At 43.8% G+C, this 18,528-nt stretch carries 18 protein-coding genes; 12 read left to right on the top strand and 6 right to left on the bottom strand.

What is annotated here, in order from left to right:
• Positions 1 to 53: 53 nt before the first annotated feature.
• The 9 genes from CEQ32_RS11420 to CEQ32_RS22970 all read left to right on the top strand — a co-directional run bounded on the left by CEQ32_RS11420 (position 54) and on the right by CEQ32_RS22970 (position 9,519).
• Complete coding sequence (locus CEQ32_RS11420) at positions 54 to 437, top strand: MAPEG family protein (protein ID WP_037428426.1); 384 nt, start codon at positions 54 to 56, stop codon at positions 435 to 437.
• 382 nt (positions 438 to 819) lie between these two features.
• Complete coding sequence (locus CEQ32_RS11415) at positions 820 to 2,322, top strand: sensor domain-containing diguanylate cyclase (RefSeq protein ID WP_197278467.1); 1,503 nt, start codon at positions 820 to 822, stop codon at positions 2,320 to 2,322.
• A 361-nt stretch (positions 2,323 to 2,683) separates the two neighbouring features.
• Complete coding sequence (locus CEQ32_RS11410) at positions 2,684 to 2,902, top strand: hypothetical protein (RefSeq protein WP_037428423.1); 219 nt, start codon at positions 2,684 to 2,686, stop codon at positions 2,900 to 2,902.
• A gap of 390 nt (positions 2,903 to 3,292) precedes the next feature.
• Complete coding sequence (locus tag CEQ32_RS23280) at positions 3,293 to 4,621, top strand: methyl-accepting chemotaxis protein (RefSeq protein ID WP_088586047.1); 1,329 nt, start codon at positions 3,293 to 3,295, stop codon at positions 4,619 to 4,621.
• A gap of 102 nt (positions 4,622 to 4,723) precedes the next feature.
• Positions 4,724 to 5,932, top strand: a complete 1,209-nt coding sequence (locus CEQ32_RS11400; protein ID WP_001206290.1) for an IS4-like element IS10A family transposase — start codon at positions 4,724 to 4,726, stop codon at positions 5,930 to 5,932.
• Positions 5,929 to 6,183, top strand: coding sequence for a hypothetical protein (locus tag CEQ32_RS11395; RefSeq protein WP_088586046.1), 255 nt, complete (start codon positions 5,929 to 5,931; stop codon positions 6,181 to 6,183). Before CEQ32_RS11400 ends, CEQ32_RS11395 begins: the two co-directional genes overlap by 4 nt.
• Positions 6,184 to 6,260: 77 nt before the next feature.
• Complete coding sequence (locus tag CEQ32_RS11390; RefSeq protein WP_088586045.1) at positions 6,261 to 7,328, top strand: HD domain-containing phosphohydrolase; 1,068 nt, start codon at positions 6,261 to 6,263, stop codon at positions 7,326 to 7,328.
• Entirely contained in the window at positions 7,325 to 8,527 is a 1,203-nt protein-coding gene (locus tag CEQ32_RS11385; RefSeq protein WP_032482388.1) for an IS256-like element ISSod4 family transposase, read from the top strand. Before CEQ32_RS11390 ends, CEQ32_RS11385 begins: the two co-directional genes overlap by 4 nt.
• A gap of 635 nt (positions 8,528 to 9,162) precedes the next feature.
• Entirely contained in the window at positions 9,163 to 9,519 is a 357-nt protein-coding gene (locus CEQ32_RS22970; protein WP_192959161.1) for a hypothetical protein, read from the top strand.
• Here CEQ32_RS22970 and CEQ32_RS11375 read toward each other — a convergent pair.
• Positions 9,516 to 11,129 carry an IS1634-like element ISShes12 family transposase gene (locus CEQ32_RS11375; RefSeq protein ID WP_088586043.1) on the bottom strand — a complete coding sequence of 538 codons (1,614 nt, stop codon included), beginning with the start codon at positions 11,127 to 11,129 and terminating at the stop codon, positions 9,516 to 9,518. The two genes, CEQ32_RS22970 and CEQ32_RS11375, sit on opposite strands and share 4 nt — an antisense overlap.
• A gap of 81 nt (positions 11,130 to 11,210) precedes the next feature.
• On the opposite strand from CEQ32_RS11375, the gene CEQ32_RS11370 reads away from it, so the two are divergent.
• Together CEQ32_RS11370 and CEQ32_RS11365 are read left to right on the top strand one after the other, a co-directional pair.
• Positions 11,211 to 11,942 carry a glucosaminidase domain-containing protein gene (locus CEQ32_RS11370; RefSeq protein ID WP_088586042.1) on the top strand — a complete coding sequence of 244 codons (732 nt, stop codon included), beginning with the start codon at positions 11,211 to 11,213 and terminating at the stop codon, positions 11,940 to 11,942.
• Between the two features lie 190 nt (positions 11,943 to 12,132).
• Positions 12,133 to 12,474 carry a carbon starvation protein CstA gene (locus CEQ32_RS11365; RefSeq protein ID WP_226871905.1) on the top strand — a complete coding sequence of 114 codons (342 nt, stop codon included), beginning with the start codon at positions 12,133 to 12,135 and terminating at the stop codon, positions 12,472 to 12,474.
• Between the two features lie 217 nt (positions 12,475 to 12,691).
• On the opposite strand, the gene CEQ32_RS11360 is transcribed toward CEQ32_RS11365, so the two are convergent.
• The 5 genes from CEQ32_RS11360 to pyrC form a co-directional block, all read right to left on the bottom strand.
• On the bottom strand, positions 12,692 to 12,985 hold the full coding sequence (locus CEQ32_RS11360) for a DUF3144 domain-containing protein (RefSeq protein WP_037428416.1): 294 nt from the start codon (positions 12,983 to 12,985) through the stop codon (positions 12,692 to 12,694).
• Positions 12,986 to 13,477: 492 nt separating this feature from the next.
• Positions 13,478 to 13,924, bottom strand: coding sequence for a hypothetical protein (locus CEQ32_RS11355; protein ID WP_088586041.1), 447 nt, complete (start codon positions 13,922 to 13,924; stop codon positions 13,478 to 13,480).
• A 195-nt stretch (positions 13,925 to 14,119) separates the two neighbouring features.
• Positions 14,120 to 14,482, bottom strand: a complete 363-nt coding sequence (locus CEQ32_RS11350; protein ID WP_088586040.1) for a nuclear transport factor 2 family protein — start codon at positions 14,480 to 14,482, stop codon at positions 14,120 to 14,122.
• Between the two features lie 131 nt (positions 14,483 to 14,613).
• Entirely contained in the window at positions 14,614 to 15,660 is a 1,047-nt protein-coding gene (locus CEQ32_RS11345; protein WP_088586039.1) for a hypothetical protein, read from the bottom strand.
• Positions 15,661 to 15,796: 136 nt separating this feature from the next.
• On the bottom strand, positions 15,797 to 16,828 hold the full coding sequence (gene pyrC / locus CEQ32_RS11340; protein ID WP_088586038.1) for a dihydroorotase: 1,032 nt from the start codon (positions 16,826 to 16,828) through the stop codon (positions 15,797 to 15,799).
• 389 nt (positions 16,829 to 17,217) lie between these two features.
• Here pyrC and CEQ32_RS11335 point away from each other — a divergent pair, with 389 nt between their 5' ends.
• Positions 17,218 to 18,480: an efflux RND transporter periplasmic adaptor subunit gene (locus CEQ32_RS11335; protein ID WP_037428408.1), complete on the top strand. Its 1,263-nt coding sequence runs from the start codon at positions 17,218 to 17,220 to the stop codon at positions 18,478 to 18,480.
• Positions 18,481 to 18,528 lie beyond the last annotated feature (48 nt).

The raw sequence follows: 18,528 nt of genomic DNA, 5'->3' as shown, positions 1-18,528 counted from the left end.
CTACAACGCACTGTTTGATATGCATTTATTGTTCTAAGCAATAAGGGAATCCTATGAATACACTACTGACTTGTTTGTTTGTCGCCATGTTATTGCCGTACTTAGCCAAAGGTCCTGTGGCCTGGGCGATGGCTAAAGCGGGTGGTTATGATAACCATCATCCTCGCAGCCAGCAGGCGCAGTTAACTGGATTTGGTGCTCGGGCGTTAGCGGGGCATCAAAATGCGTTTGAATCACTGCTGATATTTGGCTTGGCGGTGCTGACTGTCATCGCAACCGGCAAGGTGACACCTACAGCCGAATGGTTAGCCATTGTGCATATTGTGGCGCGCTTTGCGTATCAGATTTTATATCTATTGAATAAAGGCACCTTACGATCCCTCTCTTGGTTTGTGGCGATTTTCAGTGCCTTTGGGATCTTTTTTCAAGCTTTTTAAGCCGAGTAAACCCTTTGAGGGTGGAGCTTACCTTAGGAATGTTGTTGTGATCTTGAGTCGCATTTGAGTATTTTTTTATCGAATCAGCATCAATTAATCGTTTTATAAAAAACGCTGGTATGGCAGCCAAAGAATTATGAACTGCCTCAACCGTTTGTCGATAATATGTAAATCCATGCTGATTTTTGTGGTTGAAAACATGTTATTTTTGTTTCAGTTTCTTGTGGTTTAAACAATTTCATAAAACTATTTTCTTTTTGTAAGCTTCGGCGTTTAAAAGCTTTAAATGTTAACGTTTTTTATCTTCAAATTTGATAACTATCAATGAAGTGAGAGGATGATCCCCCTAGTATTCGTACAAATTACTTTATCTAGATACACGATGCCATCATCCTTATTACCTCATCTAAAACAACATCACTTACTTACTAAAGCATTTCTATTTGCCAGCATTGCGATTGTGATTATTACATTATTAATAGCAGTGTTAAATTATCAAAACCATGTTCGATTAAGAATGGTGGGGTATGAGGAAATACTGAATGTACTTGAAAGTACCTATATCTATGAGCTAGTTAAAGAAAATGAAAAGCAACATTCAGTCTTAATTTCTATGCTTGATCAGAATGCTATTCTTGCAGGTGAGTCTGTATTTAATCCCGTTTGGGCTGTAGGGCATAAAATTAAAATGGAAGAAGAGCATTATATTTATTTTTATAATGCCTTAAATGGACATATTGATAGCTACCCTCATTGGGAAAAAAGCGCTGATTTTAATCCTGAGACGCGACCTTGGTTTCATATTCTTAAATCTGAATCAAATGCCCCAGTTTGGATCGGTCCCTATGAGGAATTTAATAGCCATCAAAAAGTACTAAGTCTTGGGCAAAAAGTATTGTCTGACAGTGGATTACCTATTGGTGTTATGCTGGTTGATATGTCTCTTGATACCTTGGATAAAGTGTTGGAGCGAATGTCGACCAATTTAAATATTTCAGTTTTTATTCGTGATCGTCAAAGCCAAGAAATGTTGTCAGTAGTGAATGGTGAGCTATTACAGTTCGATACTGTTTCTGCAAATCAATCTTTAGTTTGTGTTAGTGGTTTACTGAATGGCATATTGCTAGTGAAACCTTTAGCCTATGCTGATTGGGAAGTAGGTATTTATGTGCCAGCAGTTAGGTTCCAAAAGGCACTTGTGGAACAGCTTGTTTTACTATTACTTCCTATTGCTGCATTTTTTATTGTTGCCGCTATGGGAACTAGGTCACTAATGAAAGTTTTTAGACAAGAACTTAAATTAATTGAGTTAGAAGTTGAACAGTTAAATGGCGTGTTATCTGAAGATAAGTTAGTGAATTCATCTTGGTTCGTGGATAAAAGCCTGCGAAAAATTAAAAATAAACTAGCAACGCAACATTTAAAACTTAGGCTTGATCCCTTAACGAATATAGGCAATCGTCGTGCATTTGATGAAGATCTTAATCAATTTGGAATGCATCAGCCGCCCTATGTGTTAGTCCTGATTGATGTCGATTTTTTTAAACAGATAAATGATCAGTTTGGTCATCAGTTTGGAGATTCTGTGCTGCGACGTGTCGCAGATATTTTGGCGGTGACTTTCACTCGTGGACAAGTGTATCGCTTTGGTGGCGATGAGTTTGCCTGTTTATTCCCTTTGGAAGATAAAGCTGAATTAGTGAACAATCTTAATCGGTTATTAGATTCTATCCGTCTGCAACAATGGCGTGAGAAACAGTGTCGGGTAACCTTAAGCATAGGTATTGCCATTGGCCCAAAGTTGCCCCAAAAATTATTTGAGAGCGCTGATGCGGCATTATATCGCAGTAAAGCTGCTGGGAGGGATTGCTGGCACTTAGGCTAAACAGAATTTGAAGTTAACCTAATTGGCTATCGCTGGGTTTAGCTTTTTATGCCAAAAATAGGGTTTGATGATTTTATCGTCGATTTCCTGACGTTAGTTAAGGAGATTATGGTTTATTGTCACTTTATAAAAACATGTCAAATAATCGATCTTTTCCATGGTAAATCATTAATTTTGACAGTTTAATGCAGACTTTAATCTTAAAATGCTAAAACTCTGTAATTTAAGGTTTTTGTGTTTTTGTATCTCATTGATTAATGGTATTTATTTGACATTTTTTGGTCATTAAATTGACAGTTTTCTTTATAAAAAACCTCAGCTATATTGCAGATGTCGATACAATTATTGAGGTTTAAATACCATGTTACGTCTACTGACCTATGGCCTCGTTGCCGCTGCCGCTTGGTTTATTTATTTGGATGTTGCCGACTATTTTGGCATGGAGACCTTTGATAAGGCATTAGCTGAAGATGTGCAGCAAAAAGTGGAAGCCCGAAAGGCAAAAGCAGCAGCGGAGCAATATGCACAGCAACTTAAGCAGCAGGTTGATTGCCAAACGACAAAAACATGTACTCAATAATGGCGATGTATCAAGTTTGTTCTTGCTGCGCATAAGTAACTAACTGATTCGCCACAGTGTCACTGCATCAGAGGGGCAAATAGGATTGTTTGCCCCTCTTTGATTTTAGGTGCTTACATAAACGACAGATGAGAAATTTGTTTGCTTTGAATGCATTATATGCTGCTGGCTTTGGGGATTTAGGACGTGTTGGCGTGTCTGCTATGTTATCGCCTGTTTAGATTGAGTCATGACATCGCACGGACTTTGCTTTGTATAAGTGTCAGTCAAATGCTGCAAAATAATCCTGAAACCTCGCACGCCCTAGTAGTGCTGTTTCATAAAAGTGCAATTAAGGAAAACCTTACTATACTTTTACACTAATCCAACCGTAAATCAGGGATTGTGATCATGGTACACAAGGATGTAGTGACTAAAGATAGTGAAGTCAAATTTTCTGAAGATCTACAGCTCGTTTCCACAACCGATCTTAATGGCGTAATTACCTACGCTAACCCCGGCTTTTGCCAAGTGGCTGGATACCAACTCGATGAAATGATTGGTCAGCATCATAATTTAGTTAGACATCCAGATATGCCGAAAGCTGCTTTTGCCGATTTATGGAAACATTTAAAGCAAGGCAAGCCCTGGCGTGGCATGGTTAAAAACCGTTGTAAAGATGGTAGTTATTATTGGGTCGATGCCTATGTTACCCCCATCTATGAGGATGGCCGGATCTCAGGTTATCAATCAGTCCGTTGTTGCCCTACGCCTGAACATAAAGCGCGTGCTAGTGTGATGTATAAGGAGTTAAGAGCGCTTGAAAACAAGAAAAATATATTTTGGGGCAATAAGTTACTATCAAATCATCTAGTCAGTTTTCTTTTATTATCCATAGCCATTGTCTGTAGTGTTTGGTGGCTAACCTTTCCTCAATCACTCTTAGTGATCTTGCCCTTACTCGCTATCATTGCCTTAAATCGACAGCAGTTATTTTTAACGCCTAGATACTTGCAGCGATTAGAGAATGACTACGATAGCATTAGCCGGCTGATTTTTTCTGGTGACGCCCCCCACAGTATTGCAGATTTTCATATCAAACTTGGGCAGGCGCGAATTCGGACTGTTTTAGGAAGAGTTGATGACGCAACCCATTCATTGAAATCTATTGCGGATCAGATTAGTACGTCTATGTCTACCACGAGCAATGATATCACCTCCCAAGATCTACAGATCCAACAAGTTGCTACTGCGGTGACTGAAATGGCATCCGCAGCAGAAGAAATTAATCGTAATATCCAAGCGAGTAATCTACAGATTGAAGAAGCCCGTCGTCATTGTCAGGTGACCAGTCAGCAACTAAAAAATGTTGAAACTGAAGTTGCCTCATTAGCGACCCAAGCTGAACAAGCTTTTGATTCTGCAGTAGCTTTGTCCAGTGAGTCAGAACGAATAGACACTATCATGTCTGAAATACAAGGGATTGCTAATCAAACGAATTTGTTAGCACTCAATGCTGCAATCGAAGCGGCTCGCGCCGGTGAGCAGGGGCGAGGATTTGCAGTTGTTGCCGATGAAGTTCGTAATCTATCTACTCGTACTCATAAAGCGACAGAGCAAATTCAAACGAGTATAGGGCATATTCAGCGTACACTGAATGAATGGAAAGAGTTGATGCATTTGAATGTCGGTAGAACGAATACTTGCCTTTCTAGCACTCGAATTGGAGCGGAATACTGAAGAATCCCCTGATGATTTACAAATAAATCATCAAATTAGAGTGGAAGCGCATCTTGTTGCATGATCAAATGGTTTCGCTAAAAACTACACTTGGACAACAAGATGCGCGAAGCCAATATCCTACAACATTCTTTACACCAATACTGCCCAGAACTTCACCTAAAACGATTAAACAGCTTGATGCTGGCCTCTAAGGCACTGATTGAATGTAAGACACTGACCTTGACTGAGTTAGGTCGAAATTTACCAACCACGGCCCGAACCAAGCACAACATCAAGCGCATTGATCGTTTGCTCGGCAACACGCATCTGCATCAAGAACGGTTAGCTGTCTACCAATGGCATGCCAGCCTCATCTGTTCTGGTAACCCTATGCCGATTGTGCTCGTCGATTGGTCAGACATCCGAGAGCATAAACGCATCATGGCTCTGCGCGCCTCAATAGCCTTCAATGGCCGCTCTATTACCCTGTATGAGAAGTCCTATCCCCTATCAGAACAATGCTCTAAGGCCTCCCACAACGGTTTTTTAGCGGACTTAGCCAAGATTTTACCTTTGCATGTTACCCCTCTCATCGTGACTGACGCGGGGTTCAAAGTGCCTTGGTACAAAGAGGTTGAGGCGCATGGTTGGTTTTGGCTAAGCCGTATTCGCGGTACAGTTCAATTTGCAGATATTGGCGCTGAAAATTGGCGTGCAGTTCGCAGTACACATGACTTGGCCAACGGTCAAGCGAAGAGCCTGGGTTGTAAGACCTTGACCAAAACTAACCCTATCAATTGCCATCTCACGCTTTATCGTAGCAAACCTAAGGGGCGTACAAATCAGCGTTCAACGAGGACTAATTGCCACCATCCATCGGCAAAAACGTACTCAACATCGGCGAAAGAGCCTTGGGTGTTAGCCAGCAATTTACCACCAGAATCTCGGAGCCCAAAGCAGCTGGTAAACCTGTACGCCAAACGTATGCAAATAGAGGAAACCTTTCGTGACCTCAAAAGCCCGGCATACGGCTTTGGCTTACGCCAAAGTCGTACCAACAGTCCAGAGCGATTCGACATCATCCTACTGATAGCGTTGATGGTTCAATGCCTGTTGTGGCTAGTTGGTTTACACGCACAGCAACAGGGCTGGGATAAGCATTTTCAGGCCAATACCATTGGGCATCGAACGGTACTCTCAACGATTCGCTTGGGATTGGAGGTGCTCAGGCGGCCTGATTATCAAATCACGGAGAAAGAATTGCTGGCGGCCTGGGTATTATTCGCCAATCAGTTGCTCAAATATGGCTATGCTATGGCTGATTTATGAGGGGATCCTTCAGAGCGGAATATTTAAATCATATTACGGTTGAAATAGATAAAGTATCCGCTTTTTCCAGCCAAATATCTTCAGCTGCAACTGAGCAACAAGCCGTGATTGAAGATATTAATAGAAATATTAATCTTATTTCATCAATATCCCATGACAATAGTATGAAAGTTGAAGGCGTCAGTGCGACGAGTAAAAATTTATTGAATAGAGCAAATCAACTTAAAAATTTAAGTCAAACCTTTGGTTAGCGATAAAAAACAGTTGTTTTTATCGCTAACGAATATGTTCGTATTGTAATTATTGAGATTTAATTGCGGAGTGAATCATGGACAGGACAATAAATGAACGAGTGCATTATGTTCATGCACGACTCCGTAAAAATTTTGACAAATTAACTAGAATCGCAATTGCTATATATGATCAACATACAGATAAAATTAAAACCTTTGTGCATAGTACAGATGGTAAGCCACCGTTGAGTTTATATGAGGCAAAATTGAGCGAAACACCGTCTCTCCAACATATAGTGGAAAGCCGCCAAGCTAGGGTATTAGATAATTTATGTACTCAACTTATATATAGTTCTGAACATAGTCGAAAAGTGCTTGAGGCGGGCTACGAATCTAGTTATACCGAACCATTGTATTTTAATGATCGTTTTGTTGGTTTTTTATTTTGTAACTCTAAAGAGAGTAGTTATTTTGATGATGCAATACGTGCTGAACTTTCCGCATATGCACAAATCCTAGCAGGTATCATTGCAGTTGAATTTCTTTCTATTCAGACGTTTAATGGGGCACTTATTACTGCCAGAGCCTTTGGTCGTTATCGTGATGAAGAAACGGCAAATCATTTACACCGAATGTCTTCATATTCGCGCATCATCGCTAAAACAGTCGCAAAAGAGTTAGGATTAAGTGATGAGGAAGTTGAGTTTATTTATCTATTTTCTGAGTTACATGATATAGGTAAAATCGCCGTGCCAGATGCAATACTATTGAAGCCAGGGAAATTAACCAGTGAAGAATTTGAGGTGATGAAAACTCATACTATTAAAGGTCGAGAGATGATTAATTTGATGATTAATGAGTTTAGTCTCAATGGGATACACCATACGGAGATGTTAAAGAATATTATCAACTACCATCATGAACGTTTCGATGGTAAGGGATACCCTGAGGGATTAAAAGGAGAGGATATTCCGTTAGAAGCAAGAATAGTCACTGTTGCTGATGTTCTGGATGCCTTAACAAGCAAACGACCATATAAAGAGGCATGGTCGTTTGAGGATGCATTTGCTTATCTTGAGGATAATGCGGGTCAACAGTTTGAGGTAGTGTTCATAATTCTGTGTCATTTCAGTAAAATATTCAAAAACAGGAATGACACATGACCCAACCTTTTAACTTCGAACAAGCCCTTAAAGATCTGCAATCAGGTAAAAGCCTCACAGGTAAAGACAGCATTCTTGGTCCACTGATCAAGCAACTCACTGAAGCGGCTCTCCAGGCTGAGCTTGAGCAGCATTTAGCGCATGATCCTCAGCCTAATCGTAAAAATGGCAAAACCTCTAAGACCATTAAGTATCCGTCCGGTAACTTTGAGTTAGACGCGCCTAGAGACCGCAATGGCACCTTTGAGCCTCAGTTGATTAAGAAAAATCAAACTACGCTAACCGATGAAATCGAACGTAAAGTGTTATCGATGTTCAGTATAGGTATGAGCTATCGCGATATTAATCAACATGTTGAAGATATGTATGGGCTCAATGTGTCTAACGCAACAGTCAGTGCTATCACTGACAAACTCATCCCCGAACTTAAAGCGTGGCAACAGCGCCCATTAGATAGCCATTATCCTATCGTTTGGCTTGATGCGATACATTACAAAGTCAAAGAGGATGGGCGTTACGTCAGTAAAGCCGTTTACACATTGTTAGCGCTTAATATGAAAGGAAAAAAGGAAATTTTAGGGCTTCACTTGTCCGAAAATGAAGGCGCTAATTACTGGCTATCCGTACTGACCGATCTTAATAATCGTGGTGTAAAAGATATTCTTATCGCCTGTGTTGACGGTTTGACCGGTTTCCCTGAGGCCATAGCCAGTATCTTCCCTCATACGGAAACACAGCTATGTGTTATCCACCAGATCCGCAACTCAATGAAGTATGTCGCCTCAAAAAATCAGAAAGCGTTTATGGCTGATTTAAAGCCTGTGTATCGAGCCGTGAGTAAAGAAGCCGCAGAGATGGCATTGGACGAACTGGAGGCCAAATGGGGTGATGCTTATCCGCTGGTAATCAACTCTTGGCGTCGCAAATGGCATAATTTGTCCCATTATTTTAAGTACCCAGAACATATCAGGAAAGTGATTTACACGACCAATGCGGTTGAGGCTGTGCATCGCCAATTTAGAAAGCTCACCAAAACCAAAGGTGCTTTTCCTAATGAAAATAGCTTGTTGAAGCTACTTTACGCAGGCATATTAAACGCCTCAGATAAATGGACCATGCCAATCCACAATTGGAGCCTTTGTTTATCTCAGTTAGCGATTTATTTTGAAGGACGTTTAGATAGCGTGCTGGAAATTTAAAAATTAGCCTGACACAGAATTTTGAACGCCCTCCAGTTTGATCCTAAGTGTGTTATGGCTGTGCTCAATAATAAGCCTGAATTTATTACAATTCATAATCAATATGTTGATCTATAAAATGGTCATTATTTATTGGTGCCTTTCAATGTAACCATACTATTTTCGATTTATTAAAAATAATAAGTCGTACAAAGTATTTTTATATGTGCAAGCCGAAATACTTAGTTTTATTCAGTCTTGATTCTTAAACATTTCAACCAGTCTTCTGATCGCTAAGATGACTTATGTAGTGAAGCCGATGGTCTATCGCGTTTGCATCTCTACATGTTCCCATTTTTACGATGGAATTTACGGAGCAAACATGGCATGCCCGCGGGTCATTTTATCAAAAGCCGCCTCAACTGCTCGACACATGCGATATTTCCGCAGTCAACTCAGTATTACAAACCTAGTTGCCTAGCTATTAAGCAAATTGTCAGGATTTTATTGTTATCTTTCGCGCCCTGTGTTTTGGCTAGTTGGACTGCGATTGTTTTTCTCCGAGAGATTCCATGTTGATAAACTGTAAACTGCCCTTAGCAATGCTTATGCTATTCCTAATGTCTATGCCTTCACCTCTATTCGCCGCAGCAGAAATGACCGACAACAAATTGGTGTTTAATCAGCTCTTGTCTACGGCGTTTTCAACTGAAAAGACTTGCTATCCGCTTGAAAATTGTCAGTCAACAAAACCACCTATTATGGGATTATCAGCCTTAATTCAGCCTTCCTATACCCAAGTGAATAATCAATATACTCAAGGTGAACATCGTATTGGCGGCATTATATTTCAACCAGAGCGTGAACAACGGTCCGTGCAGCAGGCAGAACTTCAACCTGTCACTGTAAGTATTCACTCCATTGATGATTTGATGCTCTTTTTTGAATCCCTTAATTACACTGCTGAAAATTTCCATGGGGGGAATAAATCCGACTTTCCGCACCTGATTTAGGAATAAATTTGCCGATACCGTTCGCCTAACACGTCGAGAATGATCTGCTGGTCCACTGTGAGTCCTGTGACTTGAGGTGGCGCCTCTCCCAACTGGTACTCGTGCACCCCGCCAAAGCGTAAAAAAATCCACCGCGCAGTCGGTTTTTGCGTGGGTTTCTTTTTCATGTCCGCCACACTCCGGTTCTGCTCTACTAAGCCCTGCCGGATCCGGTGCTCCAGCGCCGCATAAATCATCAGGCTACAGGTCATCACCATCAGCAACGCTTCGATACGTTCCGGTTTTTTAAGATATAACGAGGAGGTTAAAAATTCGGGACTTTTCAGAAACCTAAAACCACGCTCGACATTCTGCTGGGCTTTATAGGTAGCCAACAGCTCAGCCATGGTGAGCGTTTCACTGTGATCATTGGTCGCGAGGATGAACACCCCTGTCTGGTTGCGCGCCTCAGCCACCCGCGCCAAGCTACTTGCGGCTAACCCCTTGATGTGAAATTGGTAGCTCACCGGCATTTCACCCTTTTGCGGCCTTCCGCGCCCTGCATAGATAGGTTCACTCACGACTTCTGCTTCTAGTTGCAGCAGATTTAAGCTGACAGCAAAACGGGCTAATTCAGCCTGCGCATCGGTCTCGCAGGCAAAACGCTGGGCACATAATTTGTTGAAGGCTTTCAGTTCACGCGTGCTGTCTTTCAGTAGGTTTTTGGCTAATGTTTGCTGCTCACGGTGGCTGGCCTGTTCGCTGCGCACCAGCAACCAACGCTGCGCGACGTCGGCATAATTGGCGCTTTGCCAACAGCCATGATAGCCATTGCCCAGCGCAACCAGCGACTGGGTGCCAATGGTTGCCACGGCTCGCTTGGCTTCATTGAGGGTGACAGGCACACGAGTCACGAACAACTGTTGCTGTTGTGCCAGTAGTTGCAAGGTGTCGGCGCAATACAGCGCCGCATCGCCGACCAGATAACGACTCTCCTGCGCGGCCTTGAGACTGCTCAAGTGGCGCCGTACCGTCTGGGCAAAGGCCTTGGTATCATTACTATTACCACTCAAGGCTTGCATGTAGATGGGCAGGCCGGCCTGATTTTCACAGATAAGCTCCAGGATAACCTGGTTTAGCTCTGGCCGATGGTCGCGGCTATAGCCCCGTACCAATTGCAACTTACCGAGCTGCTCGCCATCGGCTTGGTCATAGGCGCCATCGACGTGGAAGCTGGTGATATCGAGGTGTACTGCAGTACTTTTGAGCCCCAATCGTTCGACGACCTGCTCCGCCATCACCTGATAAAGCGTGCTGACATCGGCCTCAAAGAGGGCATCAAGGCAGCGGCCGAGCACATCATCATTGAGGTCATCGGCACAGATCCCCGGGCCAATCAGGCGTTCTACAGGCTTGTTGGCAAAGAATTGCGGGAACATGTGCAAGGTCGAACTATGAAAGCCAAGACCGTTCAGTATCATCGCCACCAACGCTTCACCATGTGAGACTTTGTAGGGCGGCGTTTTGGGTAGCACCGCATCAATCATGCGAGCAATGCCGAGTTCTTGGCAAAGTGCAGCGACCAAACCAAGGTGGTCGAGGTTACGGATAGAGATAGCGGGAGCGGCCATGATGAATTACCTGCAAAAGAGAGTAATAGATCAGAATGACCGATCGCCGTCAAGTTTTTTAAATCGAAAATTAGGTGCGGAATGACGGATAAATCGGTTCCGAGATTAACCTTTGATGCCGTAGGTAAAGGATGGCGGTCGGTATCAGAGCAATTGCCTGTGAAGCAAAAGAAGATGGTGTTTTTTAGATTGATGACCCCCTTAGTATTATTAGCGAATGAAAAAGTGTTACAAGAACGGCAACAGGTAATCTCTGCGCCCCTCAACGACACTGGCTTGGTCGCTTTAGCGGTTAAGTACAAAGTTATCAGTAATCCAATACCGTCGTTATCACCGTCCCACAGGCAAACCCTGCTTGAACGGGTAGATATTTTGCCTCCATCTCTAGTATTGGCCCAGGCGGCAAAGGAAAGTGGTTGGGGGACATCGCGCTTTACACTTGAGGGGAATGCCTTGTTTGGTCAGTGGGATTTTAATGGTAATGGTATGGAGCCAAAGCAAAAGCGCCAGGGGATGGGGCAGTATGGGCTGGCGCGATTTGAGACACCCTTAGCCTCCGTTGAAGGATACTTATTGAATTTAAATACCCATAGTGCTTACCACAAAATGCGTCAGCTTCGTGCCGAATCAAGGCAAGCCAATCAAACAATTACGGGTGTTGCACTTGCTGGTACCTTGGATCGATATTCAGAGCGCGGCTACGCCTATGTTGAGATGATCCAGAAGATGATCCGTACTAATAAGCTCTATCTGGCAGATGAGGCCTATTTAGATGATGATATGCCGTTGCATTTGCTCACAAGAACCCACTAATAATTCATGTTTAAAGTGAGATTGGGTTTAGTTGCTCCGCTTACACACTGTTACAAGCGCCATTTTGTAGATTTAACAATCGTAGAGACGACGATATAAATTAGGGATTGTCAAAGAGAGCGTAGATAGTATGTTGTTGGCGCTCTTTGCATACATAGTCCTAGTATGTGCGGATTTAATCTTAAGGACGATGATGAGAACACTCCAACTTTTGGGATTGATACTGACAATAGCAGGGATAGCTTTGGGCTTTATGATGCTCGCCCCCATTGGTAATGAAACATCTAACGCATCTTTAGGAGCGGCAGGTTTGGGTATCATGTTTCTGTTGTTACCTATGCTGGGATGCTCCGCACTGATGTTGATATTTTCTTCAATTGCATTGTTTAATCATGAGGTCAGAAAGCGTACTTATTTCAGAGGATCTTTTTGGTTAACTCTTTGGAAATGTAATCTAGTGATATCGGCTGGATATACTTCGGTGGTTATTTATGTTGCTTATTTATGGATTAAAACCAACATGAGTAGCTAAAAAGAGCCTATGTTAATATTTCTGTCAGTATTCAACTGACAGCAAGATGATTAGTGCTTAAGGCAGACATTCGGTCGCAAATACTGGCTTGTCGTGACGAGAATTAATCAATATTGGATAACGATGTAGCTAAGTGTTGAGGAATGAGAGTTATCACCACTTAAGCTAAAAATTAGACGCCCTGATAACCTTAGGCTATCGGGCGTTGCGTAAACGATTACTTTTGCGTTGCGCGGTAGTGGTCGAAGTTTTCGATATAGTCCTCGAGATTGGCGTCGAGCATTTCTTTATAACGCTCCATGTAGTAGTCCATCATTTCTTGTTTTTTGGCCTGCATTTGCTCTTTGTTTTCAAAGCTGGTGGAGCCAAACCAAGCGTTGTAGCGGGCGAGGGCCCACATAAATGAAGCACTGACTTCACCGGTTTGGATTTCAGTGTTTTGGTTTTGCTGGTTAGCGAGCTTAATCAACTCAGTGGCGCGGGCGTAAAAGGCATTTTGGTTATCAGACATCAGCAATTCCTGTTGTTAGGCAAAATGGTTAAAGAAAAAGGGCGCTTGGTTTTACCCTTTTGGCAATTGCTACTAACCCTAAGGCATTTTGCGGCCAAGGGACAGTCATCCATCTCACAGAATCCGTTGATTTCACGTTAAAATGAGTTGTCGAAAGTAAATCTGGGATAGGTGTAACACTTTTCTGATAAACATTGGTAGGTTAACCATTCTAGTAAAGTTAATCCTAATAGGGTTAACGGGTCTGTGTAAGCATCATAGACCAAAGTTAGAAGCCCGTGATTGATTCATGCTGTAAAGGGCGTTTTGAGGTTCAGTGATATGAAATGTCTTCTGTTGGCTGTAAAGGCAGTCTAGCTTGAATGAGACCATTCGATACTTTCAAAACGACCATGGTATTAAAGGGCTCATCGCGTATGCTAGCGAACTTTATCTGCTGTAAGCGTAAGCCCCTATTTTTGCGGGATGGCAAGTGTAGGCTGTTACTAGGCGTTACTTGGCCGTAATCGGGCCTTTTGATCCTGCATCGTTATCAATCCACATACTCTCTTTATTCGAGCTGGCATCGGGATAAATGGTGAATTCCACCATACCGTCTTTGAATTTGATGGCTCCACCACTTTGACTGGATTTTACGTGTTTACCGTTAACCCAAACCTGATGTTTATCATTGATTTGAATATTTGCAACCGTTGCTCCTGAACTGGCTGTTGCTATCCACTGTTGGGCATTAGGAATGATGGCGTCAGCAGCGGCTTTGGGGGAAGCCATTGCTTTGGCATTTTCTTCTTTGGTTTTGTGGATATCGCACCCTTGCATTTCAGACACTTGGGTACAGCCTGAACGCTCAAGTAACTTGCGATACTCATCGTTAATGGCGTGGCAATTTGCGGATAGTAATAGTGCAATACTGGCTGTGAAGATGATTTTAGCGTTCATGTGTTCCCTCGTTGCTATTGAAGTGTGCCTTGTTTATGGCGAATTTAGATGGTTAAGTGTAGTGGGTCTTTAGCCATTTTCTACTCGGGCATGTTGACGTATTGAGATACGATGCTGTTCAGGCAATGCCTTACTCGGAAGATGCGGAGTGAATATAGCGGTTCAATCTTGCATCAAGTAAAGCCCGATAACCCATCAGTTAGTCGCAAAACTCCACATATTTTGGATTAGTCCATCGATTACCTCAAATACCACCATCACTTCAAAAGGTTCGTCGTGTATGCCGCTGATCCGTTCGTGATCCACGACCTTATTGCCAACAACCATACGATTGAGGATTTCGGCATGTAAATGCGGCAAGTTAAAGCGTTCATTTTGATAGAAATCGCGAAATGCGGCTTTACCCCGAATAACGGGCTGTGTGGCGGGTGGACGATAAATACAAACGTTGTCGCTAAAGAGTGCCACAAAGCTTGCAAGGTCGTGTTGGTTATAGGCAACTAACTGGGCTTGCACTAAGGCTTCGGGTGTCACGCTGTTTACGGTTAAATGACTCAAGGATGATCCCTTACTGAAACAGGTAAGTTTGAAATGCGTTGCTGTGTTGGATGGGAAAGCGCGTTTGGTGTCATCATATTTATCACCATTAAAGCCTACTTTCCCAATACCGTACTTTTGTAATACGAAATTTATTCCAATAGTTTAAGCTGTGTTTTACCCCATTGAGTGGCAAAGGGCATGGCTTCTTGAGGGGTTAAGGTAAATTCCTGCTCGCAGCCGTCACCACGGGGCATTTCCCAAAACTTCATTCCAGTTGCCTCAAGAGTCAGTTGATAATAGCCAGAGCCGTCGGAGGTGGGGCAATCTGCGTTTGGCGGGATATCGGCAAACAGCTTTTGCTTTAGCGCTTGTGGTAACGGATAACTCATACTCTCCGGCATGGCTTGAGACTGTTCATTCTCGAGAAACCATTGCCATGGATGGAAAGGTTTTCCATCTGCAAGCGAGAAGCTAACAAGCTCTTGGCTGATCCCATTGGCACCATAACCCGCTGCCCAGCGATACAAGCGCACACTAAGCCAATGTTGGTTGAGGAAAATGGGTTCTGCAAAGGTTTCGTCAGCCACAAAGCTGCCCATTTGAGCCAACATTCTGCGGCGAGTCTCAAAGGTTTGTGCCAGCTGCGCATCATCGGTGAGCTTTCTCTCAAGCCAGTGATTAATTGCCGAAATGCCTTTTTGTGGGCCGTTAAATTCGATACCAACATCAGTGCCAAAGGTCAGCGGACGGTATTCAATAGTCTGAAAGCGTTGCCATTTTCCGCGGCTCACCGAAGGCTTAGTTTCAAGCGGCAGATTGTAGGCATCGGCGCTGCAGTCATCCTGATTATCCGGGCTGATTTGCCGCTCAAGTTGTATTGGCAGTGACTTGCTGGCGCTGTCTTTAAACCACTGGCCACTCAGTGTTTGTGCTGTTGCGGTATCAAACTGCCAGTTTCCGGTGTTGTTTTCTTCTTTCCAGATGCCGTCTTGCAGCTCGAGTCGAATTGGGGTGAGGTATTTTTGATAGTAATAACTGCCAGTGCCATATTGGTTAAAGCAGACTCTGATCTTGCTTTTACCCAGTTGTCCTTGCCAAACGCCTGTGAGTTCATCGGCGGCAAACGTGCTGAGTGGCAGTGTAGTGGTAATTAATAGGCTTGAGGACAATAGCGTTAGTAACTTCCGTGTATGCATACTTTTTCTCTTAAAAGATAATAGGTTATGGTTTTACGTGTTGGTTATAAAAAAGTCGCCCTAAGGCGACTCTTAACGGTTTCGAGCACGATAAGCGGCAGGCTTAGCTAGCCGTTTATCGCGTCAAATGACCTGTTTATTCAACCTGCCAATCGATTTGTTCGCCAGCGCGAATTGGCACAACGTTGTTGTCGCCAAGTGGGTAACTGACGGGCACATCCCAAGATTTTTTCACCAGGGTGATAGTATCGCTGTTGCGGGGCAGATTGTAAAAATCTGGGCCATTGAAGCTGGCAAAGGCTTCTAATTTATCCAGTGCATTGACTGATTCAAAGGCTTCGGCGTACAGCTCAATGGCGGCATGGGCAGTATAAGAACCCGCGCAGCCACAGGCGGCTTCTTTACGATCTTTTGCGTGTGGCGCCGAGTCGGTACCGAGGAAGAACTTTTTATTGCCACTGGCTGCGGCACCTAACAGTGCTTGCTGATGGGTATTGCGCTTTAAAATTGGTAGGCAATAAAAATGCGGACGAATACCGCCAGCTAACATATGGTTGCGGTTATAAAGTAAATGGTGCGCGGTGATCGTGGCGGCCACATTATCAGAGGCTTGAGTCACAAAATCGACCGCATCCTTAGTGGTGATATGCTCGAGGACGATTTTAAGGTTTGGAAAATCAGTTACGATCTTGCTCAAGATATTCTCAATAAACACACGCTCACGGTCGAAAATATCAATCGATGAATCAGTCACTTCTCCATGCACTAGGAACAACATGCCCACTTCTTGCATCGCTTCGAGGGCTGGGTAGATGTTCTTCAAATCGGTGACGCCAGAATCCGAGTTGGTGGTCGCGCCTGCGGGATAGAGCTTAGCTGCAACGATTTTGCCCGAGGCTTTAGCTTTACGGATTTCCTCTGGGCTGGTTTTGTCGGTGAGATACAACACCATTAAGGGTTCGAATTGCGAGCCTGCGGGCACTTGCGCCTTGATACGATCGTAATAAGCCAAGGCGGTTTCGGTATCGATAGCGGGAGGAACCAGGTTAGGCATGACGATAGCGCGGCCCATATAGCGGCTGATATCGCGAACCGTATCTGTTAATTGGGCGCCATCTCTTAGGTGAATATGCCAGTCGTCAGGACGCGTAATAGTGAGTGTTTTCATAGGGCGATTCATCTTATTGGATATGTCTGCTGCGAGGGTGGCAGGATCTTATGTGGCAAGGTTTTAGCTGTAAAGGGAAACTCCGTCATTTGGCGAATAAAAGTGTTAGCGCATGTTGAGCGACTGCCAGCTTGTTCTTTGCTGAGTACCGTACACCTACAAGCAGCCTTTTCTCATATCGAGCGGACACTTTTGCGAAATTTAGGCGGACACTTTTAGTTTTCAACTGTGGTGTCCGCGGACACTTTTATCTTGAATCTTATCTAACACAATGAAAATAAATGCTTTAATGGAATTGGCATAGGCGTTGCTATTGCTGGATATCGATTTTTAATAGTGTCCGTAGCGATGGGCATATCCAGCCCTCCGACAGGGAAGCGAGAAACGCCATGATTAAAGATACCAGCGGCCAAGATACTCTTCTTGCGCCATCAAACGCTAAACGTCTCAAGGTGCCCTTGATTATTGGCGGCTGCACCTTATTAGTGAGCGCCTTAGTATGGGCCAGTTTCAGTAGCGATAATGTGAGCAAATCCATTAGCCGTAGTGAGTTAACCACTGCGACTTTATATGTAGGTACGCTGACTCGGGATATCGCGACTACAGGTAAAATTGTCGCGGCCAATGCACCGATCCTCTACAGCACTGAAGAAGGGACAGTGACGCTACTGAGCAATCCTGGCGATACGGTTAATAAAGGCGATGTGGTAGCCAAGCTAGATAGTCCAAGACTGACCAATCAATTAGAACAGGCGAAATCCTTATTAGCGGGTTTGGAGGGCGCTCTTGAGCGTGCCAAGCTGGACGCCAGACGCAACCAATTACAAGTCAACCAAACCTTAGATATGGCCAAGGTTGATCTTGAGGCGGCTGAGCGTGAACGTCGTCGTGGTGAGCAGCTTATTCAAAGTCAGCTGATTGGGCAGATTGACTATGAAAAGGGCAAAGATGATCTGCATAAAGCCAAGCTTAAATTTGAGCATGCGTTGCAAGACGCTGCATTAACTAAGGATACCTTGACCTTTGAAGTAAAGAATAAAGCGCTTGAAGTTGAACGCCAGCAGTTAGCGGTAGGTGAATTAGAGCGCCAAGTTGAAGCCTTAAATATTAAAGCGCCGGTTGGCGGCATTATTGGCAACTGGCTGACAGAGCAAAAAACGCGTTTGAGTGCCAATCAACCGATTCTAACTGTGGTCGATTTAAGTGCCTATGAGGCCGAGCTTGCGGTGCCAGAGTCTTACGCCGATGAACTTGGACTTGGCATGGAGGTTGAGCTGAGCTTTGGCGAAGTCAAACTCATGGGCAAGTTATCCTCGATTTCTCCCGAAGTGCGTAACCGTGAAGTGACCGCCAGAGTGCAATTTGCCCAGAGCGAAAGCCTTAAGCTGCGCCAAAACCAACGCATTTCTGCCCGAGTGCTACTCGAACATCGGGAAAATGTGTTGATGGTCAAACGTGGTGCCTTTATGACCAGCGGTGGCGGGGAGGAGGCTTATCAAGTCGAAGGCGATATCGCTACCCGCCGCCAGATTAAACTGGGTAGCACCAGTATGAGCCAGGTGGAAGTGATTGAAGGCGGTAAAGCGGGTGACGAATGGGTGATCTCGAGTGTTGAGCCCTTCAATCATGCCGAACAGGTTAAGATGCATTGATGTTATTTGGTTGAAAAAACTTATTAATCAAATTGATGGATTGGAAAT

The organism is Shewanella sp. FDAARGOS_354 (genome assembly GCF_002209245.2).
In the GTDB taxonomy this organism is placed as follows: Bacteria; Pseudomonadota; Gammaproteobacteria; order Enterobacterales; family Shewanellaceae; genus Shewanella; species Shewanella xiamenensis.
The sequence above is the reverse complement of the archived record's forward strand: the minus strand, read 5'-3'. Positions and strand labels throughout refer to the sequence as shown.